Origin of the sequence: Streptomyces arenae, assembly GCF_022343545.1 — a bacterium.
In the GTDB taxonomy this organism is placed as follows: domain Bacteria; phylum Actinomycetota; class Actinomycetes; order Streptomycetales; family Streptomycetaceae; genus Streptomyces; species Streptomyces humi.
The window spans coordinates 113857-135213 of record NZ_JAKQYH010000023.1; the positions used below are offsets into that span (position 1 = coordinate 113857).

21 protein-coding genes are annotated in these 21357 nt (G+C 72.6%); 7 read left to right on the plus strand and 14 right to left on the minus strand.

The window, feature by feature from the left end; translation table 11 throughout:
- Nucleotides 1-356: 356 nt before the first annotated feature.
- Nucleotides 357-1160, plus strand: coding sequence for an enoyl-CoA hydratase/isomerase family protein (locus MB828_RS12460; protein ID WP_301648190.1), 804 nt, complete (start codon nucleotides 357-359; stop codon nucleotides 1158-1160).
- 70 nt (nucleotides 1161-1230) lie between these two features.
- Here the strand turns inward: MB828_RS12460 and MB828_RS12465 are convergent, their stop codons facing one another.
- Both MB828_RS12465 and MB828_RS12470 read right to left on the minus strand, forming a co-directional pair.
- On the minus strand, nucleotides 1231-1818 hold the full coding sequence (locus MB828_RS12465) for a DNA-3-methyladenine glycosylase I (protein WP_301648191.1): 588 nt from the start codon (nucleotides 1816-1818) through the stop codon (nucleotides 1231-1233).
- Entirely contained in the window at nucleotides 1815-2183 is a 369-nt protein-coding gene (locus MB828_RS12470) for a DivIVA domain-containing protein (RefSeq protein WP_133025440.1), read from the minus strand. Before MB828_RS12470 ends, MB828_RS12465 begins: the two co-directional genes overlap by 4 nt.
- Before the next feature lie 160 nt (nucleotides 2184-2343).
- On the opposite strand from MB828_RS12470, the gene folP reads away from it, so the two are divergent.
- Complete coding sequence (gene folP / locus MB828_RS12475) at nucleotides 2344-3204, plus strand: dihydropteroate synthase (RefSeq protein ID WP_133025441.1); 861 nt, start codon at nucleotides 2344-2346, stop codon at nucleotides 3202-3204.
- A gap of 271 nt (nucleotides 3205-3475) precedes the next feature.
- On the opposite strand, the gene MB828_RS12480 is transcribed toward folP, so the two are convergent.
- Complete coding sequence (locus tag MB828_RS12480) at nucleotides 3476-4234, minus strand: TIGR00730 family Rossman fold protein (protein WP_301648192.1); 759 nt, start codon at nucleotides 4232-4234, stop codon at nucleotides 3476-3478.
- 136 nt (nucleotides 4235-4370) lie between these two features.
- Entirely contained in the window at nucleotides 4371-5450 is a 1080-nt protein-coding gene (gene dapE, locus MB828_RS12485; RefSeq protein ID WP_301648193.1) for a succinyl-diaminopimelate desuccinylase, read from the minus strand.
- A gap of 104 nt (nucleotides 5451-5554) precedes the next feature.
- Between dapE and MB828_RS12490 the strand changes: the two genes are divergently transcribed.
- Entirely contained in the window at nucleotides 5555-6562 is a 1008-nt protein-coding gene (locus MB828_RS12490) for a heavy metal transporter (RefSeq protein ID WP_301648194.1), read from the plus strand.
- 271 nt (nucleotides 6563-6833) lie between these two features.
- The gene (locus MB828_RS12495) at nucleotides 6834-7256 is read left to right on the plus strand and encodes an ATP-binding protein (RefSeq protein ID WP_133025445.1); all 423 of its coding nucleotides are present in this window, start codon (nucleotides 6834-6836) and stop codon (nucleotides 7254-7256) included.
- Nucleotides 7257-7423: 167 nt separating this feature from the next.
- On the opposite strand, the gene MB828_RS12500 is transcribed toward MB828_RS12495, so the two are convergent.
- Nucleotides 7424-8518: a bifunctional succinyldiaminopimelate transaminase/glutamate-prephenate aminotransferase gene (locus MB828_RS12500; RefSeq protein ID WP_301648195.1), complete on the minus strand. Its 1095-nt coding sequence runs from the start codon at nucleotides 8516-8518 to the stop codon at nucleotides 7424-7426.
- Nucleotides 8519-8658: 140 nt separating this feature from the next.
- Complete coding sequence (gene fdxA, locus MB828_RS12505) at nucleotides 8659-8985, minus strand: ferredoxin (protein WP_046730523.1); 327 nt, start codon at nucleotides 8983-8985, stop codon at nucleotides 8659-8661.
- 140 nt (nucleotides 8986-9125) lie between these two features.
- Between fdxA and MB828_RS12510 the strand changes: the two genes are divergently transcribed.
- Nucleotides 9126-10130, plus strand: a complete 1005-nt coding sequence (locus MB828_RS12510) for a GNAT family N-acetyltransferase (protein WP_301648196.1) — start codon at nucleotides 9126-9128, stop codon at nucleotides 10128-10130.
- A gap of 118 nt (nucleotides 10131-10248) precedes the next feature.
- Nucleotides 10249-11106, plus strand: coding sequence for a transglutaminase-like domain-containing protein (locus tag MB828_RS12515; RefSeq protein ID WP_301648197.1), 858 nt, complete (start codon nucleotides 10249-10251; stop codon nucleotides 11104-11106).
- A gap of 184 nt (nucleotides 11107-11290) precedes the next feature.
- Here the strand turns inward: MB828_RS12515 and MB828_RS12520 are convergent, their stop codons facing one another.
- The 8 genes from MB828_RS12520 to MB828_RS12555 all read right to left on the minus strand — a co-directional run bounded on the left by MB828_RS12520 (nucleotide 11291) and on the right by MB828_RS12555 (nucleotide 18962).
- A complete protein-coding gene (locus MB828_RS12520) occupies nucleotides 11291-11905 on the minus strand; it encodes a response regulator transcription factor (protein WP_301648198.1) in 615 nt (204 codons plus the stop codon).
- Nucleotides 11902-13101: a sensor histidine kinase gene (locus MB828_RS12525; protein ID WP_301648224.1), complete on the minus strand. Its 1200-nt coding sequence runs from the start codon at nucleotides 13099-13101 to the stop codon at nucleotides 11902-11904. The genes MB828_RS12520 and MB828_RS12525 overlap by 4 nt, the downstream gene beginning before the upstream one ends.
- Nucleotides 13102-13106: 5 nt before the next feature.
- Nucleotides 13107-13847 (minus strand): ABC transporter permease, encoded by a 741-nt coding sequence (locus MB828_RS12530; RefSeq protein WP_133025450.1) that lies wholly within the window; start codon nucleotides 13845-13847, stop codon nucleotides 13107-13109.
- Nucleotides 13844-14776 carry an ABC transporter ATP-binding protein gene (locus MB828_RS12535; protein WP_301648199.1) on the minus strand — a complete coding sequence of 311 codons (933 nt, stop codon included), beginning with the start codon at nucleotides 14774-14776 and terminating at the stop codon, nucleotides 13844-13846. Before MB828_RS12535 ends, MB828_RS12530 begins: the two co-directional genes overlap by 4 nt.
- A gap of 144 nt (nucleotides 14777-14920) precedes the next feature.
- Nucleotides 14921-17257: a hypothetical protein gene (locus MB828_RS12540; RefSeq protein WP_301648200.1), complete on the minus strand. Its 2337-nt coding sequence runs from the start codon at nucleotides 17255-17257 to the stop codon at nucleotides 14921-14923.
- A gap of 156 nt (nucleotides 17258-17413) precedes the next feature.
- The gene (locus MB828_RS12545; RefSeq protein ID WP_301648201.1) at nucleotides 17414-17830 is read right to left on the minus strand and encodes a DUF6113 family protein; all 417 of its coding nucleotides are present in this window, start codon (nucleotides 17828-17830) and stop codon (nucleotides 17414-17416) included.
- Nucleotides 17827-18705, minus strand: coding sequence for an N-acetyl-1-D-myo-inositol-2-amino-2-deoxy-alpha-D-glucopyranoside deacetylase (gene mshB, locus MB828_RS12550; protein WP_301648202.1), 879 nt, complete (start codon nucleotides 18703-18705; stop codon nucleotides 17827-17829). The genes MB828_RS12545 and mshB overlap by 4 nt, the downstream gene beginning before the upstream one ends.
- A gap of 62 nt (nucleotides 18706-18767) precedes the next feature.
- A complete protein-coding gene (locus tag MB828_RS12555; protein WP_046733847.1) occupies nucleotides 18768-18962 on the minus strand; it encodes a hypothetical protein in 195 nt (64 codons plus the stop codon).
- 189 nt (nucleotides 18963-19151) lie between these two features.
- On the opposite strand from MB828_RS12555, the gene MB828_RS12560 reads away from it, so the two are divergent.
- Nucleotides 19152-21272 carry a S9 family peptidase gene (locus MB828_RS12560; RefSeq protein WP_301648203.1) on the plus strand — a complete coding sequence of 707 codons (2121 nt, stop codon included), beginning with the start codon at nucleotides 19152-19154 and terminating at the stop codon, nucleotides 21270-21272.
- Nucleotides 21273-21357 lie beyond the last annotated feature (85 nt).

Consider the following 21357-nt stretch of genomic DNA (forward strand, 5'->3'; position numbering starts at 1 on the left):
CTCATCGTCTACCGACGGCCCTGGAGGGCACGCGTGATCCAGACGGGGACACGCGACACCGGCATCGAACACATTGCTTCCAAGCCATTATCCCGCATCTCAGGACCCGATGACCAACATCAGTAGGCATCGCTTGGGCAACGCGCGCGAGCAAAACCACTCAATTCGGCGATGTGGCTGCGATACTTCGCCGCCGTCTGTCCTTACGCCGACCGAGTCGGCTCCGGTTTTCTTTGACGCAGGTCACACGTCGGGTCCGGCTCCCCGGCGACGATCTCCGCCATGCTGTCCTTCGGACATCGACGTACTGAGCGGTACGTCAGCCGCGACGACGCAGACGACGGAGGGGACGCACCATGACCGACACCGTGCTCTACGAGGTGACCGACGGGCTCGCGACGATCACGCTCAACCGCCCCGAGGCGATGAACGCGCTGAACGTCGCGACGAAGGCGGCCCTGCGTGACGCCGCGCGGGAGGCGGCGGCGGACCCGGCAGTCCGGGCGATCCTGCTGACCGCGGCCGGGGACCGGGCGTTCTGTGTGGGCCAGGACCTCAAGGAGCACATCACGCTGCTCGCGTCCGACCGGGAGACGGGTGCGGGGCAGACCATGACCACGGTCCGGGAGCACTACAACCCGATCGTGCGGGCGCTGGTGGGGGCGCCGAAGCCGGTGGTCGCCGCCGTCAACGGGGTCGCCGCCGGCGCCGGGTTCGGGTTCGCGCTGGCCGCGGACTACCGGGTGGTGGCCGACACGGCCGCTTTCAACACGTCGTTCGCGGGGGTGGCGCTGACCGCGGACTCCGGGGTGTCGTGGACGCTGCCCCGGGTGGTGGGGCCGGGGCGCGCCGCCGACCTGTTGCTCTTCCCCCGGAGCATCAGCGCGCAGGACGCGTTCGAGCTGGGCATCGCGAACAAGGTCGTGCCGTCGGCCGAGCTGCGGGCCGAGGGCGAGAAGGTCGCGCGGAAGCTGGCGGAGGGGCCGACGGTGGCGTACGCGGCGCTGAAGGAGGCGGTGGCCTTCGGGCTCACGCACTCCCTCGACGAGACGCTGGACAAGGAGGACGAGCTGCAGACGCGCGCGGGGGCCTCCGAGGATCACGGGATCGCGGTGCAGGCGTTCGTGAACAAGGAGAAGCCGAAGTATCTGGGGCGGTAGGGGGCAGTGGGGAACTGCGGGTGCGTGGGGGCTGGTCGCGCAGCTCCCCGCCCCTTCGGGGCGCTGTCGCTTACGGGGCTTTCCGGGCCGCGCAGGTTTCCAGGTGGTCGTTGACCAGGCCGCAGGCCTGCATCAGGGCGTAGGCCGTCGTCGGGCCGATGAAGCGCAGGCCGCGCTTCTTCAGGGCCTTGGAGAGGGCCGTCGACTCCGTGGTGACCGGCTGGACGTCGGACAGGGTCTTCGGGGCCGGATACGTCCCCGGTGCCGGGGCGTGGGACCAGATCAGCTCGTCCAGCTCGCCCGGCGCCCACTCCGCCAGGACCTGCGCGTTGGCCATCGTCGCGTCGATCTTGAGTCTGTTGCGGATGATGCCGGGGTCGGCCAGGAGCCGCTCGCGGTCCTCGTCCGTGAAGGCGGCCACCTTGTCGATCTGGAAGCCCGCGAACGCGGCTCGGAAGGTGGGGCGGCGGCGCAGGATCGTGATCCAGGAGAGGCCCGACTGGAAGGCCTCCAGGCTGAGGCGTTCGTAGAGGGCGTCGTCGCCGTGGACCGGGCGGCCCCACTCCTCGTCGTGGTACGTGACGTAGTCCTCGGTGGACAGGGCCCAGGGGCAGCGCAGTCTCCCGTCCGGGCCGGCCACGGCCGCTCCGGCCGTCATGCGCGGCCGTCCTGCTCCGGCTTGGCCAGGGACGTGTGCGGGGCGTGCCCGGGGTGCGGCGCGGCCTGGGCGCCGGCCAGTGCGGACTCCAGGTCGGCGATCCGGGCGTCCCGCTCCGCGAGCTCGGCGCCGAGGCGGCTGAGCGCGTCGTCGACGTCGGCCATGCGGTAGCCGCGCGGAGCGAGCGGGAAGCGCAGGCTCTCCACGTCGCCCCGGTTCACCGGGCGGTCCGGGGGCAGCGGGTCCTGGAGCCGCTCGGGTGCCACCTCGGGCAGCGGTCCGCTCTCGCCGCCGCCCACCACGGAGAGTGTGACCGCGGCGACCACGACCGCGAGCGCGACGACCAGGAACAGGAACATAACCATCGCGGTGGCCCCCAGGCTCGATGAAGCTCGGTGCAGCAGCACTCATTGTGCTCAGTGTGCTCGGTGTCGAATGTGTCTGGGTCCGATCGTGCCATGCGAGTCTGACAGTTAGGGTCGCAGGCGGCCGTACCGAAGGACTTACTACGAGAGGTCACAGGGGATGCTCAGGCTGGGCAGGCGGGAATTCGGGCCGAACGAGCCGGTGATCATGGCCATCGTGAACCGGACGCCGGACTCCTTCTACGACCAGGGGGCGACCTTCCGTGACGAGCCTGCCCTCGCGCGCGTGGAGCACGCGGTCGCGGAGGGCGCCGCGATCATCGACATCGGCGGGGTGAAGGCCGGCCCCGGCGAGGAGGTCAGTGCCGCGGAGGAGGCCCGCCGGACCGTCGGGTTCGTCGCGGAGGTGCGCAGGCGCTTCCCGGACGTCGTGATCAGTGTGGACACCTGGCGGGCGTCGGTCGGCGAGGCCGTCTGCGAGGCCGGGGCGGATCTGCTGAACGACGCGTGGGGCGGGGTCGATCCCGGTCTGGCCGAGGTCGCGGCGCGGTACCGGGTGGGGCTGGTGTGCACGCACGCGGGCGGGGCCGAACCGCGGACCCGGCCGCACCGGGTGACGTACGACGACGTGGTGGCCGACATCCTGCGGGTGACCCTGGGGCTGGCCGAGCGGGCCGTCGCTCTCGGGGTGCCCCGGGAGTCCGTGCTGATCGATCCGGGGCACGACTTCGGCAAGAACACGCGGCACAGCCTGGAGGCGACGCGGCGGCTGGGCGAGATGGTGGAGACGGGGTGGCCGGTGCTGGTCTCGCTGTCCAACAAGGACTTCGTGGGCGAGACGCTGGACCGGCCGGTCAAGGAGCGGGTGATCGGCACGCTGGCCACCACGGCGGTGTCGGCGTGGCTGGGGGCGCAGGTGTACCGGGTGCACGAGGTGGCGGAGACCCGGCAGGTGCTGGACATGGTGGCGTCGATCGCCGGGCACCGGCCTCCGGCGGTGGCCCGGCGCGGGCTGGCGTAACCCCTGGGGGTCGCGCCCGGCCCCCAGGGCCCCCCGCCGCCCGGCCCAGCCAGGTCGGCTCCCGGCCGCCCGGCCCAGCCAAGTCAGCTCCCCCGACGCCCGGCCCAGCCAAGTCGGCTCCCCGCCGCCCGCCCCAGCCAGATCGGCTCCCCGCCCGCCCGACCCAGCCAAGTCAGCTCCCGCCGCCCGCCCCAGCCAGATCGGCTCCCCGCCCGCCCGGCCCGGCTCGGTCTGCGCCTCGGGCGGCCGGGGCGGGCGGCGGGCACGGCGCCTAGCGGGCCGCTTCCTTCGAGACCAGGGCGACCGCTTCCGCCACGTCGTCCGTGACGTGGAACAGGAGGAGGTCCTTCTCCGCCGCCTTGCCCTGGGCGACCAGCGTGTTGGTGAGCCAGTCGACCAGACCGCCCCAGTACGCGCTGCCGAACAGCACGATCGGGAAGCGGGTGACCTTCTGGGTCTGGACGAGGGTGAGCGCCTCGAAGAGCTCGTCGAGGGTGCCGAGGCCGCCGGGCAGGACCACGAAGCCCTGCGCGTACTTGACGAACATCATCTTCCGCACGAAGAAGTACCGGAAGTTGAGGCCGATGTCGACGTAGGGGTTGAGCCCCTGCTCGAAGGGGAGCTCGATGCCGAGGCCGACGGAGACGCCGCCCGCTTCGAGGGCGCCCTTGTTGGCCGCCTCCATCGCACCCGGGCCACCGCCCGTGATGACGGCCCAGCCCGCCTCGACCAGTCCGCGGCCCAGCCGCACCCCCGCGTCGTACTCGGGCGACTCCACCGGCGTCCGCGCGGATCCGAACACGCTGATCGCCGGCGGGAGTTCGGCGAGCGTGCCGAAGCCCTCGATGAACTCCGACTGGATGCGCAGCACCCGCCAGGGGTCGGTGTGGACCCAGTCGGAGGGACCGCCGGCGTCCAGCAGCCGCTGGTCCGTCGTGCTCGGGGTCACCTGGCCGCGCCGTCGGAGGACCGGTCCCAGGCGCTGCTCGTCCGGCGGCACCTTCTTCCCCTCGGGGTTCCCGGTAGGCATATGTGCGCTCCCTCCGCTTGCGGGTCTTTCCGCTTCAGCGTAGATCCACGCGGGTTACGCGCGCGGGACGTCGGCGTGTCCGGTGCGGAGCGCGCCCGTGCCGGTGTGTCCGCGACGGTGTCCGCCGCCGCGTCCGTCAGCTCGTCAGCCAGGCGCGCAGCCGCTCCTCGCCCGCCAGGATCTTCCCGGTTTCCACCCGTTCGTCCCGCTTGTGCGCCAAGTGCGGGTTGCCGGGGCCGTAGTTGACCGCCGGCACGCCGAGGGCCGAGAAACGGGAGACGTCGGTCCAGCCGTACTTGGGCATGGGCGTGCCGCCGACCGCCTCGATGAAGGCCGCCGCGGCCGGGTGGGAGAGGCCGGGCAGCGCGCCGGGGCTGTGGTCGTCGACCACGAACTCCTCGACCCCGCAGTCGGCGAAGACCTCGCGGACGTGCTCGATCGCCTCGGCCTCCGACCGGTCCGGCGCGTACCGGAAGTTGACGGTCACCACGCACTCGTCGGGGATGACGTTGCCCGCCACCCCGCCCGAGATGCCGACCGCGTTCAGGCCCTCCCGGTACTCCAGGCCGTCGATGACGGGGTAGCGGGGCTCGTACGAGGCGAGGCGGGCCAGGATCGGGGCGGCCGCGTGGATCGCGTTGGAGCCCATCCAGGAGCGCGCCGAGTGCGCGCGCTCCCCCTTGGTCCTCAGCAGCACCCGCAGGGTGCCCTGGCAGCCGCCCTCGACCTCGCCGTCGGACGGTTCGAGGAGGACCGCGAAGTCGCCCGCCAGCCACTCGGGGCGGGCCTCGGCGACATGCTTGAGGCCGTTGAGGTCGGCGGCGACCTCCTCGTTGTCGTAGAAGACGAAGGTCAGGTCGCGGTTGGGCGCCGGGACGGTGGCCGCGATGCGCAGCTGCACGGCGACGCCCGACTTCATGTCGCAGGTGCCGCAGCCCCACAGCACGCCGTCCTCGTCGAGACGGGAGGGGACGTTGCCGGCGATCGGGACCGTGTCGATGTGGCCGGCCAGCACGACCCGCTCGGCACGGCCCAGGTGCGTACGGGCCACCACGTTGTTGCCGTACCGGTCGACCGTCAGGTGCGGCAGCGCGCGCAGCGCGGTCTCGATCGCGTCCGCCAGCGGCTTCTCGGTGCCGCTCTCCGAACGGAAGTCGACGAGCTGCGCGGTCAGCGCGGCGGCGTCCAGCGTGAGGTCAAGCGAGGTGTCGGCCATGACCTCGACCTTAGGGCCTGCCCGGCGCGCGCCACGCTGAGGGCTGTCTCACAGGCTTCCCGACCCTGCGGTGGCCCCCTCGTACTCTCCAGTATGTTGTACGCGTGTCAGAGCCGTCCCCCATCCGCCCCAAGCGTCGCGGCCGTGTCCTGCGTTTCGTGTCGGGCTTGCTCATCCTGTGCGCCGTCGGTGCCTATCTGGTGGTCCAGTACGTCACCGGAGGCGGTGGCGCCGAGGGCTGCAAGGTCGTGTCGGGCCGAAGCGACGACAGGTCGTACGAGTTCACGCCCGAGCAGGCGGTGAACGCGGCGACGATCGCCGCCGTCGGCACCGGGCGCGGTATGCCCGAGCGTGCGGTGGTCATCGCCCTGGCGACCGCGATCCAGGAGTCGGGGCTGCGCAACATCGAGCACGGCGACCGGGATTCGCTGGGCCTGTTCCAGCAGCGGTCCTCGCAGGGCTGGGGAACCCCGAAGCAGATCCTGGACCCGGCGTACGCGGCCGGCATGTTCTACGCCCATCTGGCCAAGGTGCCCGACTACGAGACCCTGCCGCTGACGGTGGCCGCGCAGCGCGTGCAGCGCAGCGGATACCCGGAGGCGTACGCCAAGCACGAGACCGACGCCTCGCTGCTCGCGGCGGCGCTGACCGGGCAGGCGGCGGCCACGCTGACCTGCGACGGCCGGCCGGCGGCGGCCACCGCGAAGGCGGCGGCGACGGCGACCGGCCCGGACGCGGTACGGACCGCGCTGGTACGGGACTTCGGGCGGGACGCGGTGGAGGAGGCCGGCGCCGAGGTGGGCGGGACGTCCGCGAAGTCGCCGACGCCGACGCCGAGCGTGACCGCCACCGCGCACGGGCGGACGGTGACCGTGCCGGTGCCCGAGGGCGGGAAGAAGGACAAGTCGGGGCGCACCGAGAGCGAGCGCGGCTGGCAGCTGGCCCACTGGGCGGTGGCCAACTCCTCGGCGCTGCACATCCAGCGGGTGTCGTACGCCGGCCGGGAGTGGGCCGCGGGAAGCACCGACAGCCAGTGGCGGCCGGCCGCGGCACAGGGCACGGGCGGCGCGGAGAAGTCCGCGGGGTCGGTCCGGATCGTGACCGGGCAGTAGTTCGGGAGTTCACTCCGGCGGGTCAGCCGGGACGGGTCGTGTACGTGGTGTGCCCACGCATGCGCGCGGACCCGTGTGCATGCGTGGAACCCCTTGGGAGCACCGGGCCGTAAGGATTCTGCGCGACCGCGTCGCCTGATGCTCTTTGCCCGTTTTTATCCACACCCGATAATGCGACGCGTTATCAATTCTTTACCTGGGGTCTCCGCAACCTTCGCGGGCTTCGAGCGGTAGTCACGGCGATCACGTTCCTCCCGTCGAATGGAGCATCATGTCCCTGCCTCTGACCCGCCGGATCGCCCGTGCCGCGCTGCTCGTCGCAGCGGGAGCGGCTGCCGGGGTCGGTGCGGCCGGCTCCGCCAGCGCGGCCCAGAGTCTGCCGGCCGCCACCCCGAACCTGGGCGGCCTGACCGCCCTGGACGGGGCGAGCGTCGGCAACGCCGCCGACGGTGCGGCGCAGCACGTCACCGGGGTTCTCGGCCACACCGGCGGCGCGGCGGTCCAGTCGGCGGTGCCGGCCGCCGGCAAGACCGGCGGCAAGGCCGTCAACAAGGCGGCGCCGCTGGTGCAGCGTGCCGCGGGTGACGCGGCCGGATCCGCCGGTGGGCTGCTGGGCGGCACGGCGGCCACGGCGACGAAGGGCGGGCTGCCGACGGGTGGGCTGCCGGTGAAGGGTCTGCCGCTGGGCGGCTGACGCCGTAGCGCCGGTGAGTCGAGCAGGGGCCCGGGGTTCTCCCCGGGCCCCTGCTCGTTGTGCGTCGAGTGCGGGCCGGTGGGGGCCGGTCGCGCAGTTCCTCCCCCAGCCTTCGGCCGGGGGCACCCCCAGCGCCCCTGACGGGGCGCTCCCAGCCCGCGTTGTTGTCAGGAAAGGCGCTGTACGGCCGCTCGGACTCGTTCGTCCGTCGCTGTCAGGGCCACGCGGACGAAGTTCTGGCCCGCCTCGCCGTAGAAGTCGCCCGGGGCCACCAGGATGCCTCGCTCGGCCAGGTGGGCGACCGTCTGCCAGCAGGACTCGTCCCGCGTCGCCCACAGGTAGAGGCTCGCCTCGCTGTGTTCGATGCGGAAGCCGTGGGACAGCAGGGCCTCGCGGAGGACGGTACGGCGGGACGCGTAGCGCTCCCGCTGCTCCTGGACGTGGGTGTCGTCGGAGAGCGCCGCCACCACCGCCGCCTGGGTCGGGGCCGACGTCATCATGCCGCCGTGCTTGCGGATCTCCAGGAGGGGCCCCAGGACCGCCGGGTCGCCGGCCAGGAAGGCCGCGCGGTAGCCCGCGAGGTTGGAGCGCTTGGAGAGGGAGTGGACGGCCACGATGCCGTCGTAGGAGCCGCCGTTGACGTCCGGGTGCAGGACCGAGACCGGGTCGGCCTCCCAGCCCAGTTCGAGGTAGCACTCGTCGGAGAAGACCAGGACGCCGTGGCCACGGGCCCAGGCGACGATCTCCGTGAGTTCCCGCTGGGAGAGGACCTTGCCGGTCGGGTTGGACGGGGAGTTCAGCCAGAGCAGCTTCAGGCCGTCCGGGTCCAGGTCGCGGGGGTCGTCGTAGACCTCGTGACCGGCGCGCGCGAGGCGGGCGCCGACCTCGTACGTGGGGTACGCCAGGCGCGGGTACGCGACCCGGTCGCCGGGGCCGAGGCCCAGCTGGGTGGGGAGCCAGGCGACGAGTTCCTTGGAGCCGACGATCGGCAGGACGTGGCGGTGCGTGACGTCACGGGCGCCGAGGCGGCGGCCGAGCCAGCCGGTGATCGCGTCGCGCAGCGCGGGGGTGCCCCACACCGTGGGGTAGCCGGGCGAGTCGGCCGCGTCGATCAGGGCCTTCTGGATCAGGTCGGGGACCGGGTCCACCGGGGTGCCGACCGACAGGTCGACGATGCCGTCCGGGTGCGCCGCTGCCGTCTTCTTGTACGGCTCCAGCTTGTCCCAGGGGAAGGTGGGCAGACGGTCGGAGACTGCGGACACGGTGACTCGCTCACTTTCTTCGGGGCGGCGGACGACGCCCGGTACGGCAAACGCCTCGGTCCCGTACGGCGCCGATCGGGCGTGATCAGGCCGTACGGGACCGAGGCGGCACGGTGGTTCGGCGGGGCCGCCGGTGCGGGTTACTCGGCTTCGGCCTGCGGCGGCAGCGCGGCGATGAAGGGGTGGTCGCGCTCGATCAGGCCCAGCTTGCTGGCGCCGCCGGGCGAGCCGAGGTCGTCGAAGAACTCGACGTTGGCCTTGTAGTAGTCCTTCCACTCCTCGGGAGTGTCGTCCTCGTAGAAGATCGCCTCGACCGGGCAGACCGGCTCACAGGCACCGCAGTCGACGCATTCGTCCGGGTGGATGTACAAGGACCGCTGGCCCTCGTAGATGCAGTCGACCGGGCACTCTTCGATGCACGCCTTGTCCTTCACGTCGACACAAGGCTGCGCGATGACGTAGGTCACGCTGTCGTTCCTCCTCGATTGGGCGCCGGCGGGCCTCCGTAGGCTCCGCCGCCTGGCGCGCGGGAGCGCGGCGTCGTCGATGCCCGCCCCTAGTATCTCCGTTCTGGGGCATGATCCGAACAGGAGGGGTGAACTGACCAGTGGAAATCTCTGCCGCGGGACGCTTCGAGGTCCGTATCACCGCTGCTGACGTGGGCAAACGTGTCTCTGTGCGCCGTTTGACCGGACATGGCGACACCGCCGAGAAGTTCACCGACACGGTGGGTGTTCTCACATCATGGGACGACGACGGCGTGCTGACGATCACACGGCGGGCCGGCGAGGTCGTCCGGATACCGGAGTCCGCGCTGGTGGCGGGCAAGGTGGTGCCGGCCGCTCCGGCGCGCCGCCGGGGGCCCGCGGCGACGTACGGCGAACTCGCGCGCGTCTCCTCGCGGGGCTGGCGGCCGGTGGAGAGCGAGCGGCTGGGCGAGTGGGAGCTGAGGGCGGCCGGCGGGTTCACCCGGCGGGCCAACAGCGTGCTGCCGCTCGGCGATCCGGGGCTGCCGCTGGACGCGGCGCTGGAGACAGTACGGCGCTGGTACGGCGCGCGGGGGCTGCCCGCCTACGTGCAGACCGCGACCGGCGCCGAGGGCACCCAGGAACTGCTCTGCGCGGAGCTGGAGCGGCGCGGGTGGGTGCGTGAGGTGAGCGCCGAGCTGTGGACCGGTGGGCTGGCGCAGGTGGCGGACAGCGCGGCGGGGGCGGATGTGCTGCTCTCCCGGACGGCCGACGAGGCGTGGCTGGGGCGGTACCAGCGCAAGGGCGTGAGCGAGGTCGCGTCGCGGGTGCTGGGCGGCGGGCCGTCGGTGTGGTTCGCGACCGTGCCCGGCGAGCACGGCCCGGCCGCCATCGGGCGGCTGGTGGTGGACGGGCGGTGGGCCGGGTTCGCCGCCGTGGAGGTGGATCCGGCGCTGCGGCGGCGGGGGCTGGCCACCGAGGTCATGGCCGCGCTGGCCCGGCGGGCGCTGGCGGAGGGCGCGTCGGCGGCCTGGTTGCAGGTGGAGACGGAGAACGCGGGGGCGCGGGCCCTGTACACCCGGCTGGGCCTGGCCGCGCACCACGCCTACCACCACTACCGGGAGCCGGCACCGGCCGGCTCCTGAGCCGGCCTCTGAAGCGCTGGAAACGGCCTGTGAAGCGCTCGAGCGGCTTCTGAAGCGCTGGAACTGCTCCTCAGGCGCTGGAGCGGTACGGATCATTCCGGAAGGGCACGAAACAGCTATGCGTCCCCCTCATCCCCCACCTCCCTCGCCGGAGCGGGCCGCCGAGGTCCGGCAGCGGTTCGCCGAGGAGGCGCGGTCCGAACGGCCCGATCTGGCGACGCTGTGCCTGCTGCTGGGCGCGGCGGCCGACGGCGGTCTCGACGAGGCCGGGATCGACGCGGCGCAGATGGAACTGGACCGGCTGGCGGGACAGCTGCCCTACCGGCCGGGCGGGCCGGCCGCCTGGGCCACGGCGGCGCGGCGGGTGCTGGGTGAGCGGTTCGGTTTCCGCGGCACCGCCGGGGACTACCAGCGGCTGGAGTCCTCGCTGCTGCACGAGGTGCTGCGGCGGCGGCGCGGGCTGCCGATCCTGCTGTCCGTGGTATGGCTGGAGGTGGCCCGGCGGGCCGGGGCGCCGGTGTACGGGGTCGCGCTGCCGGGGCACTTCGTGGTCGGCTTCGGCGCGGCTGAGGAGCAGGTGCTGGCCGATCCGTTCGACGGCGGCCGGGTGCTGACCGGGGCGGACGCCGAGCTGCTGGTGGTGGGGGCGGCCGGGGTGCCGTTGGAGCCGGCGATGCTGGAGCCGGCGGATCCCCTGGACGTCGTACGGCGGATCCTCAACAACGTCCGGTCGTGGGCGGCGGCGCGCCCGGAACGGTCGGACGTGGGCCTGTGGTCGGTGGACCTGGCACTGCTGTTGCCGTCGCATCCGGCGCGACTGCGGTACGAGCGGGCCCGGTTGCTGGTGGAACGGGGTGACTTCGCCGACGGGGCCGACGAGTTGGAGGAGTACGCGGGGTTGATCGACGTGGTCGACGAGGGGGCGGCGGAGCAGGTGCGGGGGGAGGCACGGGCCGCTCGGGCTCGTCTCAACTGACGGGGGTTTGGGTTCCCGCGCCCCTGGGTTGGCCGCCCTGCCCGGCGCCTGAAGGTCACCGCCGCCTCAGCCTCACTCGTGCCCGTCACCACTGTCTCCGCCGGTCTCTTTGATCCGCCGCAACGGCGTTCAGCCAGGACGGTGCGATCCGGCGGTGACCAGTCGGCCGCATCCCCTCGAGCGGCTACAGCCAGCCCTTCTCTCTCGCGATGCGGACCGCTTCTGCTCTGTTCCGTACCGCGAGCTTCTGGATCGCCGTGGAAAGGTAGTTGCGCACCGTCCCCTGGGAGAGGTGCAGCGCCGAGGCCAGTTCCGCGTTCGTGGAGCCGTCGGCCGCGGCTCGCAGGACCTCTCGTTCGCGGTCAGTCAGCGGGTTGGCGCCCTCCGCCAGGGCCGCCGCCGCGAGGGTGGGGTCGATGACGCGTTCGCCGGCGAGCACCTTGCGGACGGCCTCGGCGAGCTGGGCGGCGGGGGCGTCCTTGACCAGGAACGCGTCGGCGCCCGCCTCCATCGCGCTGCGCAGGTAGCCGGGGCGGCCGAAGGTGGTGAGGACGACCAGTTTGACGGCCGGGAGCGCCTGGTGGAGCCGTGCCGCCGCCTCGATGCCCGTGCAGCCCGGCATCTCGATGTCGAGCAGGGCCACGTCGACGTCGTTCGCCTTCGCCGCGGCCAGCACCTCGTCCCCGCGCGCGACCTGGGCCACGACCTCGATGTCGTCCTCCAGACCCAGCAGGGCGGCCAGTGCCTCGCGGACCATCGACTGGTCCTCGGCGAGGAGGACCTTGATCGTGCTGCTCATGCCCCGGATCCTACGGCCATGCCGGAGGGCAGCGGGATCCGGGCGACCAGCCGGAAGCCGCGCTTCGCACGGGCCGCCTCCAGTGTGCCGCCCGCCTTCTCCAGCCGCTCGGTGAGGCCGGTGAGACCGTTGCCGGGGCCCTTGCCTGAACCGCCCGATCCGTTGTCCTCCACAGCGAGTTCGAGGACCGGGCCGTCCAGAGTCTGGCGGCGCAGCAGCTCTACCGTGCAGGCGGTCGCGCCGCTGTGCCGGACGACGTTGGTGATCGCCTCGCGCAGTGCCCACGCGAGGGCGGCCTCGCCGTCCTCGGGTACTCCGGTGAGGTCGGGGTCGGCCGGGACCTCCGCGGTGACCGCGGCGGCGGTCAGGGCGACCTGGGCGCCCGCGAGTTCGGCGGCGAGCCGGGCCCGCCGGTATCCGGTGACCGCCTCCCGGACGTCCACCAGGGCCTGCCTGCTGACCTGTTCGATGTCGGAGACCTGCTGGGCCGCCTTGTCGGGGTGGTCCGGGAGCATCCGGCCCGCCAGTTCGCTCTTCAGCGTGATCAGCGAGAGCGAGTGTCCCAGCAGGTCGTGCAGGTCACGGGCGAGCCGCAACCGTTCCTCGTTCGCGGCCAGTTGGGCGACGGTGGCACGGGCCTTGCGCAACTCGACCGTGGTGGCGACGAGTTGCCGGATGCCGGTCATCGAGTAGCCGACCAGGAGCACCACCAGGAACAGCCCCCAGGCGTCGTCCAGGTCGTGGGCGTGCCAGCCTGCCAGCATCATGGCGGCGGTGGTGGCCGGGATCGTCCAGTAGGCGACGCGCAGCGGGAAGGTGATGCCGCACATCACCGAGACGTAGACGAACAGGCCGAGCCAGGAGCCGCCGAGGCTGAAGGCGAGGGCGACCGCGAGCACCCACTGCACGGCGACGGCGACGGTGACGGTCCCGCCGCGGAACGGCCGGCCCATCTGGCGGAAGACGATGGACAGGTAGATCCCGACGAACGCCGCCAGACCGGTCCAGCCGGCCACCGTGGCGCCGGTGGTGTGGTGGCCGGCGGTCAGGTCTCCGACCGGGGAGGCCAGGAAGACCAGCCAGGGCAGGACCCACACCAGTTTGCGCATCGCCTCGCCCCGGTTACGGGGCGGACGGCCGATCCGCACCAGCCGGTCCGCCCGGGCTTCCTCGTCCGGCCGCAGGTCTTCCGTCATCGCGCTCACGCCTTCAGCGTGTCCTTCCGGTACAGCCAGGCCGCGCCGCCGACGAAGAGGGCGAAGAAGACGACGAGGATGGCGATGTCCTGGGCTTTCGGGGCCTGGCTCTGTTCGATGGCCCGTCCCAGGGCAGCGTACGCGTGCGTGGGCAGCCACCTCGCGATGTCCTGGAGCCAGGCCGGGAAGGAGGACGAGGGCCACCACAGGCCGCCGAGGATCGACAGGCCGAAGTAGGTGATCATCGTGATCGGGCGGACCGCGTCACCGCTCGCCAGATACCCGATGGCGACGCCGAGCGCGGCGAAGACCAGGCTGCCGGCCCAGATCGCGCCGGTCAGCGCCAGCCACTGCCAGGCGTCCAGACGTACGTGCTTGACCGAGGCGGCGACCAGGAAGACGACCACGATGGAGGGCAGGCTCACCACGGCGGCGCTGGCGGTCTTGGCGAGCACGTAGCCGCGTCCGGGCAGGGTGGTCAGCCGCAGCTGCCGTACCCAGCCGCTCTCGCGTTCCTTGGCGATGCGCTCGCTGTTGCCCATCAGGACGGCGGTCAGGGCGCCGAAGGAGGCCATGGAGACCATGACGTACGCGGCGAGCGACAGGCCGGAGTCGTCGATGGTCTGGCTGGTGTCGCCCTGGCTCGCCACCAGCAGGAAGATGATCGAGGGGTAGATCACCGAGAAGAACAGGAACTTGCGGTTGCGCAGGGCGCGGGCGAGTTCCAGCTTGATCAGCGCGTTCATGACTGCTTGGCCTCCTCGGCCTCCGTGATGGCGACGAACGCCTGCTCCAGACCGAGTCCGGCGACTTCGAGGTTGCGGGGGTAGACACCGAGGGCGTACAGCGCGTGCACGGTGGCGTCGGCGTCGGAGGACTGCATGCGGACCGTCTGGCCGCTGACGTCGACGGCGGTCAGGAAGGGCAGCTCGCGCAGCGGTGCCTCGTCGATCTCGCCCTCCAGGTCGAAGGCGATCCGCCGGGCTCCCGCCCTGGCCTTGATCTCGGCGGCGGTGCCGTCGGCGAGCAGCCGGCCGCGGTGCAGCACCAGCACCCGGTCGGCGATGGCGTCGGCCTCTTCCAGGTAGTGGGTGGCGAACAGGACCGTGCGCCCCTGGTCGGCCTGTTCCCGCATGGTGGCCCAGAAGGCCTGGCGGGCGGAGACGTCCATGCCGGTGGTCGGCTCGTCCAGGACGATCAGGTCGCTGTCTCCGGCGGTGGCGAGGGCGAAGCGGACGCGCTGGGCCTGGCCGCCGGAGAGCTTGTTGACCTTGCGGTCGGCGATCCCGGAGATGCCCGCGCGGGCCAGCACGTCGGCCACCTCGTAGGGCTTCGGATGCAGGTCGCAGGCCAGCTTCACCAGTTCCCGCACGGTGACCTCGTCCATCAGGCCGCCGCTCTGCAGCATCGCGCCGACCCGTCCGGCGACGATGGCCTCGCGCGGGCTCATGCCGAAGACGCCGACCGAGCCTGCGTCGGCCTGCTTGAGGCCGAGCAGCAGGTCGAGCGTGGTCGACTTGCCCGCGCCGTTGGGCCCGAGCAGGGCCACGGTCTCCCCCGGGTACAGCCGCAGCGAGAGCCCGTCGACGGCCCGCACGTCCCCGTAGGTCTTGCTCACTTGGTCGAACCCGACGACCGGGGTGCCGGTGGCCGTCGTCGCCGCTGTCGTTGTCATGCGTCCATGCTGGCCGGGCAGGCCCGGCCGGGGGCAGTGCCGACCGTCCGGAGAGCCGCATGACAGATGTCATGCACGTGGCGTGACAGCCAGAGAGAGGGGGCGCCCGGTGGTCACCGGGCGCCCCCTCTCTCTGAGCCGTCGTCAGCTCGGGTTCGTCTCGATCACGCCGACACGCTCGGCCGTCGTCTTGCCGACCAGGGCCTTGCGGAGCGCGGAGGCGACGTCCTGGGGAGTGACCGCCGTCTTCTGGCCGGTTCCCCGGGTGATCAGCACGCCGTTGAAGGTGCTGCCGTACGCCGCCTTGAGGGCGTCCAGGTTGTACGTCTCCACCAGCTTGCCGTCGACGGCCTTGAATCCGAGGATCTTCGGCAGGGAGACGGGGCCGAACTTGATGCTGTGCGTGGCGTCCGTCTGGACGACGACCAGGTTGGACATCGCCGGCTCCGCGAACGCCTTCATCTCGCGGTCGACCTCGGTCTTGGAGACCGTCGGCTGCTGGGTGGTCGTCGGTACGGACACCGTGGCGGAGGTGTCGGTCTCCACCATCGTCCGGTACGCCTGTGTGACCGCCTGGGCGGACGCGGCCGCGTCGATGCCCTTGCCCGGCTTGCCGTAGACCGCGACGGCCTTGCCGGACTTGAACTCGATCGTGCCCTCGGTGACGGAGCCGGCGCTGCCGCCGAGGTCCTTGAGGGCGGCCTGGAGCTTCTCCTCGTCGACCGGCATGTCGGGGTCGACGACCCGCTTCTGGCCGAACAGGGAGCCGATCACGGAGACCGGGTTGTAGTCGCTCTTGGCGGCCGCGTCGACCGTCTTCTGCATGTCGAACTGGAGGCCCGCCTGGTCCGGCGGCAGCGAGACCGTCTTGCCGTCGACCGACAGCTTCAGCGGCTTGTTCACGCGGTCGCCGAAGGCGTCGTCGAGCTTCTTGACCGCGTCGTCGCGGGTGCCGCCGCCGATGTCGACGCCGAGCACGGTGGTGCCCTTGGGGACGTCGGAGTGGTTCATGAGGAGCCCGGCGCCGTAGACACCGACGCCCGCGACCACCACGACACCGACGAGCAGCGGCAGCTTGCTGCGCTTCTTCTTGCCCTTCGCCTTGCCCTTGCCCTTGGACTCGGCCGGGGGCGGCGAGACCGGCTCGGGCAGCTTGGGCGGCGTGTGCGACTGCGGCACGGCGCCGGGGCCGCCCGGCGCGAAGGGGGAGTTGGCGCCCGGCGTCACGACCGGCATGCCGCTGGTGACGGTGTGTCCGGAGACGTTGCCCGCCGGGGCGCCGTGGCCGGGCATGCCCGGTTCCGGGGCGGGCTTCTGCGGGGTGAGGATGGCGGTGTCGTCGCTCAGTCCGCCGCCGGGGACGGCGAGGTTGGGACCGCCGGGGGCGGTGCGCGCGCCGGGTCCGGCCTGCGGGGTACGGCCGTTGGGCCGGCCCGGACCGCGGCCGGGGCCCGCGGGGCCGCCGGGGGCGCCCGGGGCACCGGGGCCGCCTGGGGCACCGAAGGGCTCGCCGCCGGTGACCGGCGGGACGAACGGGCCGTCGCCGGTGACCGGTCCGCCGGTGGGTCCCGCCGGACCCTGCGGGCCGCCGGGGCCGCCGGGCCCCGCGGGGCCGTTGAAGCCGTTGGGACCACCGGGGCCGGCCGGGCCGCCGCCGGGCAGGCCGGTGCCGTTCGGGGCGCCGTTCGGGCTGCCGCCCTCGGCGAAGTACGGCAGTTCGTCGCGGCGGGGTTCGACGCTGTCCTTGGCGCCGCCCCGGGGGCCGCCGAGCGGGCCCGCGGCGAGCGCCTCGGTCACGTCGAAGGAGCCGGTGCCGCCGCCGTGCCCGGGAGCAACCGGGCCGCCGGTGGCACCCGTGGGCAGCCCCGAACCGTTGGTGGAGCCGGGCCGGGAGCCGCCGGGCGCGCCCATCGAGCCGACGACCCCGCCGGGACGGCCGCCGTTCGCCCGCGGGCCGCCCGGGGTGCCCTGGGGGCCCGGGGTGCCGGGTGCGGCCGGCGTGTTCTGGGTCACGGCTGGCGAACCGCCCGGTGGCGTCGCCCCGTTGGCGGCGGGGCCGCGCTGGGGGCCCTTGGCCGGGCCGGACTTGCGCGGCGCGAACCAGTCGCTGGCCTTCTCACCGGAAGCGGGGGCGGGGGCCGGGGCCGCTTCCGCGGCGGGCGGCTCGACGGTGCCGGTGGGCGTGGCGGGGCCCGTCGGCAGCGCGTGGGTGCCCGTCTCCTCGCTCGGAGCGGCCTCGGTGTCCGTGACGGGTGTGCGGACGACCACCGGCGGAATCGGCCGGGATCCGGGGATGTTGATCCGGATCCGGGTCGTCAGCGTGGTCTCGGTCTTGCGTTCCTCCGGCTGCGCGGCCGAACGGCCCGCGCCCGCGGCGTCGTCGGAAGCCATGGGGGTCCCGTACGGCGGCGTGCCCGAGGGGTATGCGGCTCCGCCGCGCCCGTCGGGCCCGGAGGACGGAGTGTCAGTTTCACGACTCAAGGCAGGTTCTCCCGGTTGGCTCCACCGCCCGTTTCGACCTTGCTCGGGCGGCTCGGCGGCGCGCACCACCATACTGGCCACTTCTGACGCTTATCCCATGACCGCTGGGGAAACCCACACCGGACTCGCACGCGCGCCGCACGGCGAAGTGGTACGTCACTTGCCAAGTCGGGCGCCGTCCGCCGCGGGTTGCCGCCCCAAACCTATTGTGGCGCAGATCACAGCGAGAGCCATGCCGCCGAGCAGGAAGAGGTACGAGCCGCCTCCCGCGCCGAACAGGAAGTCCCCCTCGGGGCGGCTGGCGGTGAGGAAGATGACGGCGACGACCCAGCCGAACGCGGGCGCCACGGCCCCGGAACGGCTGCCGGTCGCCCGCGAACCGCCGAGGAAGAGCCCGGCGGCACCGGCCAGCGCGAGCAGCAGCCCGCCGGGGAACCAGCCGGCCTGGACGAGGGTCCCGGCGAGGCCGACCACGGCGCCGAGCACGAACAGGCCGAACAGGGCCGCGGCGCGCCCCGCGGAGGGCGGCCGCAACGGTTGCGCGAGCATCGAGCCGGGTCCGGCGGAGCTCATGAGGTCACCCCTGTCGAGACGTCGAGGCCGGCGAACAGGTCGGTCTCGGGTGTGGCGCCCGGCACGCCGGACACCAACTCGTAGTACTCCGTGGTGAACACGGGCTGCGCCAGCTCGTTGGAGAGGGCGAAGCAGGGTGCCGCACCGGGCGCCACCTCGATCTGGGTGGCGTGGGCGGCCATCGCCGCGGTCTTCGCGGTGGCGTACGCGGCGCCGTCGATCGCGGTGGTGACCCGCTGGTCGTCGACCACGCCGGGCACGTCGTCGACGGCCGCGGGCTTGTCGAAGGGCAGCGTCGGCAGGTCCTCGCGGAGGCGGGCGAAGGCCTCCTCGGCGACGGTGCGCGGGACGCGGTTCCAGTAGACCTTGGGGACGCGGTGGCCGGCCTCGGCGGCGAGTTCGACGGCTCTCATGGCGACGCGGTGGGCCTGGATGTGGTCCGGGTGACCGTAGCCGCCGTGGTCGTCGTAGGTGACGACGACCTGGGGGCGGGTCTCGAGGATGACCTCGACGAGATGGGCGGCGGCCTCGTCGACGTCGGCCTGCCAGAAGCAGCCGGGCACGTCGTTGTCGGGCAGGCCCATCATTCCGGAGTCGCGGTAGCGGCCGGCGCCGCCGAGCAGCCGGAAGTCGTCGACGCCGAGTTCACGCATGGCGGCGGTGAGCTCGCCCAGCCGGTACTCGCCCAGCGCCGGGCCGGTCAGATGCCTCAGCTCCGGCGGGATGACCTCGCCGCCCTCGCCGAGGGTGCAGGTGACCAGCGTCACATGGACACCCTGGTCCGCGTAGCGGGCCATGGTGGCGCCGTTGTTGATCGACTCGTCGTCCGGGTGCGCGTGCACGAGGAGCAGGCGTCGGGCAGGGACTTCCGTCATGTCCCCACCCTACGAAACGACACCGACAGTGCCGCGCAGCCCCGGCCCGCGTCCGTACCGGGTCAGAACTTGATGCTTCCGATCATGCTGGCGACGTTGGTCGTCAGATCGCTGATCGTCGGCGCGACGGTCGAGGAGGCGAGATAGAAACCGAGCAGCATGCACACCACGGCATGACCGCCCTTCAGACCCGACTTCTTGATCAGCAAGAAGACGATGATCGCCAGCAGCACCACCGCCGAAATCGAGAGTGCCACGGCGGCTCACCTCCAAAGATCCCAGGGACGCGGGGGTTCGGACTATGGGGGTTGTAGATCGGTACAGCAATTCCTTGCGGAAGCCAGCAGGTTCATACCCACCCAGCGGTAGTGATCATAACTATGCGTGCTCGCGCATCGCTCGGCGCACGGCCGCACAAGGGGGCGCATGGCCAATATGGTCAGGGCATGACGACCGAGGCTGTCTCATTCCCCCGCCGGCACGCCCGCACCCAGCGTTTCACGCTCGGCGCGCCGCGCGCTTTCACCGTGGCCCCCGACGGCTCCCGCGTGGCGTTTCTGCGCTCCGGTTCCGGTACGGACCGCGCCAACTCCCTGTGGGTTCTCGATGTGCCGACCGGCGAGGAACGCCTCGCGGCGGACCCCCGGGCGCTGCTCGGCGGCGCCGAGGAGCATCTCTCGCCACAGGAGCGGGCCCGTCGCGAGCGCAGCCGCGAGGGCGGGGCCGGCATCGTCGGCTACGCCACGGACGCGGCACTGGAGTTGGCGTCTTTCGCCTTGTCAGGGCGGCTTTTCACGGCGGAGCTCAGGGCCGGCACGGCGCGCGAACTCACCGTCCCGGGGCCGGTGATCGACCCGCGTCCGTCCCCCGACGGCCGCCATGTCGCGTACGTCGCGCAGGGCGCCGTGCGGGTGGTGGGCGCCGAGGGCGAGGGCGACCGGGCGCTGGCGGAGCCGGAGTCGGAACAGGTCACCTATGGATTGGCCGAGTTCGTCGCGGCCGAGGAGATGGGCCGCTCGCGCGGCTTCTGGTGGTCGCCCGGGTCCGACCGGCTGCTCGTGGCGCGGGTGGACGACACGCCGGTACAGCGCTGGTGGATCGCCGACCCCGCCCACCCCGAGCGTGACCCGAACCACGTCGCGTACCCCGCTGCGGGCACACCGAACGCGGACGTGAGCCTGTTCGTGCACGACCTCGACGGGGGGCGCACGGAGGTCTCCTGGGACCGGGCGCGCTACCCGTACTTGGCGCATGTGCACTGGTCAGACGCGGGTGCCCCGCTGCTGCTCGTACAGGCGCGCGACCAGCGCAGCCAGCTGTTCCTCGCCGTGGACCCGCAGTCGGGGACGACCCGGATGGTGCACGCCGACGAAGATCCAACTTGGCTTGAACTTTTCGCCGGAGTGCCCTGCTGGAGTCCCTCCGGGCGGCTCGTGCGGATCGCCGACGAGGGCGGCGCCCGGGTCCTCGCGGTGGGTGAACGGCCGCTCACCGGAGCCCAGTTGCACATCCGTGCGGTACTCGACGTGACCAGCGACGACGTGCTGGTCTCGGCGTCCGCCGGCGAGGAGGCCGAGTCCCCGGAGATCGGCGAGGTGCACGTCTACCGGGTCAGCGAACTCGGCGTGGAGCGCGTGTCGCAGGAGCCCGGCGTGCATACGGCGGTTCGCGCCGGGGGCGTGACCGTGCTGGTGTCCGCCACCCTGGACCGGCCGGGCAGCCGCGTCCAGGTACTGCGCGACGGGAAGCCCGCGGCGACTGTCACGTCGTACGCCGAAGATCCTGGTTTGTCCCCGCGCGTGACACTCACCCAGGGGGGCGCACGGCGAATTCCGTGCGCCGTGCTTATGCCACGGGACTACCACGGGGACACTCCCCTTCCGGTTCTGCTCGACCCCTACGGGGGTCCGCACGGCCAGCGGGTGGTCGCCGCGCACAACGCCCACCTGACCTCGCAGTGGTTCGCCGACCAGGGCTTCGCGGTGGTCGTCGCCGACGGCCGGGGCACCCCGGGCCGCTCCCCCGCCTGGGAGAAGTCCATCAAGGACGACGTCGCGGCGGTCGTCCTCCAGGACCAGGTGGACGCGGTCCAGGCACTCGCCGCCGACTTCCCCCTCGACCTCAGCCGGGTCGCGATCCGCGGCTGGTCGTTCGGCGGCTACCTCGCCGCACTCGCGGCCCTGCGCCGCCCGGACGTCTTCCACGCGGCGGTGGTCGGCGCCCCCGTGACCGACCTGCGCCTGTACGACACCCACTACCAGGAGCGCTACCTCGGCGACCCCGGCGAGCAGCCGGAGGTGTACCGCCGCAACTCGGTGATCGACGACGCGGGTCTGACCGAGGCGGCCGGACCGCACCGCCCGATGATGGTCATCCACGGCCTCGCCGACGACAACGTGGTGGTGGCCCACTCGCTGCGGCTGTCCTCGGCGCTGCTGGCGGCGGGCCGCCCGCACGAGGTACTGCCCTTGTCGGGCGTGACGCACATGACCCCGCAGGAACAGGTGGCGGAGAACCTGCTGCTGCTCCAGCTGGACTTCCTGAAGCGGTCGCTGGGGCTCGGGTAGGGGTACGGGCACGGGCCGGGACGACATGGCGCGTCCCGGCCCGTTCACGGCACCCGCACGGCCGTACGCTGTTCAGCGTGCCGCG

What these genes read in the sequence shown, in the direction of transcription:
- MB828_RS12460 (WP_301648190.1), top strand. Translation starts at nt 357, where the DNA reads ATGACCGACACCGTGCTCTACGAGGTGACCGACGGGCTCGCGACGATC.
- MB828_RS12545 (WP_301648201.1), bottom strand. Translation starts at nt 17,830, where the DNA reads ATGAGCTCCGCCGGACCCGGCTCGATGCTCGCGCAACCGTTGCGGCCG.
- MB828_RS12525 (WP_301648224.1), bottom strand. Translation starts at nt 13,101, where the DNA reads ATGACGGAAGACCTGCGGCCGGACGAGGAAGCCCGGGCGGACCGGCTG.
- MB828_RS12515 (WP_301648197.1), top strand. Translation starts at nt 10,249, where the DNA reads ATGCGTCCCCCTCATCCCCCACCTCCCTCGCCGGAGCGGGCCGCCGAG.
- MB828_RS12535 (WP_301648199.1), bottom strand. Translation starts at nt 14,776, where the DNA reads ATGACAACGACAGCGGCGACGACGGCCACCGGCACCCCGGTCGTCGGG.
- folP (WP_133025441.1), top strand. Translation starts at nt 2,344, where the DNA reads ATGCTCAGGCTGGGCAGGCGGGAATTCGGGCCGAACGAGCCGGTGATC.
- MB828_RS12520 (WP_301648198.1), bottom strand. Translation starts at nt 11,905, where the DNA reads ATGAGCAGCACGATCAAGGTCCTCCTCGCCGAGGACCAGTCGATGGTC.
- MB828_RS12480 (WP_301648192.1), bottom strand. Translation starts at nt 4,234, where the DNA reads ATGCCTACCGGGAACCCCGAGGGGAAGAAGGTGCCGCCGGACGAGCAG.
- mshB (WP_301648202.1), bottom strand. Translation starts at nt 18,705, where the DNA reads ATGACGGAAGTCCCTGCCCGACGCCTGCTCCTCGTGCACGCGCACCCG.
- MB828_RS12560 (WP_301648203.1), top strand. Translation starts at nt 19,152, where the DNA reads ATGACGACCGAGGCTGTCTCATTCCCCCGCCGGCACGCCCGCACCCAG.
- MB828_RS12465 (WP_301648191.1), bottom strand. Translation starts at nt 1,818, where the DNA reads ATGACGGCCGGAGCGGCCGTGGCCGGCCCGGACGGGAGACTGCGCTGC.
- MB828_RS12495 (WP_133025445.1), top strand. Translation starts at nt 6,834, where the DNA reads ATGTCCCTGCCTCTGACCCGCCGGATCGCCCGTGCCGCGCTGCTCGTC.
- dapE (WP_301648193.1), bottom strand. Translation starts at nt 5,450, where the DNA reads ATGGCCGACACCTCGCTTGACCTCACGCTGGACGCCGCCGCGCTGACC.
- MB828_RS12470 (WP_133025440.1), bottom strand. Translation starts at nt 2,183, where the DNA reads ATGGTTATGTTCCTGTTCCTGGTCGTCGCGCTCGCGGTCGTGGTCGCC.
- MB828_RS12530 (WP_133025450.1), bottom strand. Translation starts at nt 13,847, where the DNA reads ATGAACGCGCTGATCAAGCTGGAACTCGCCCGCGCCCTGCGCAACCGC.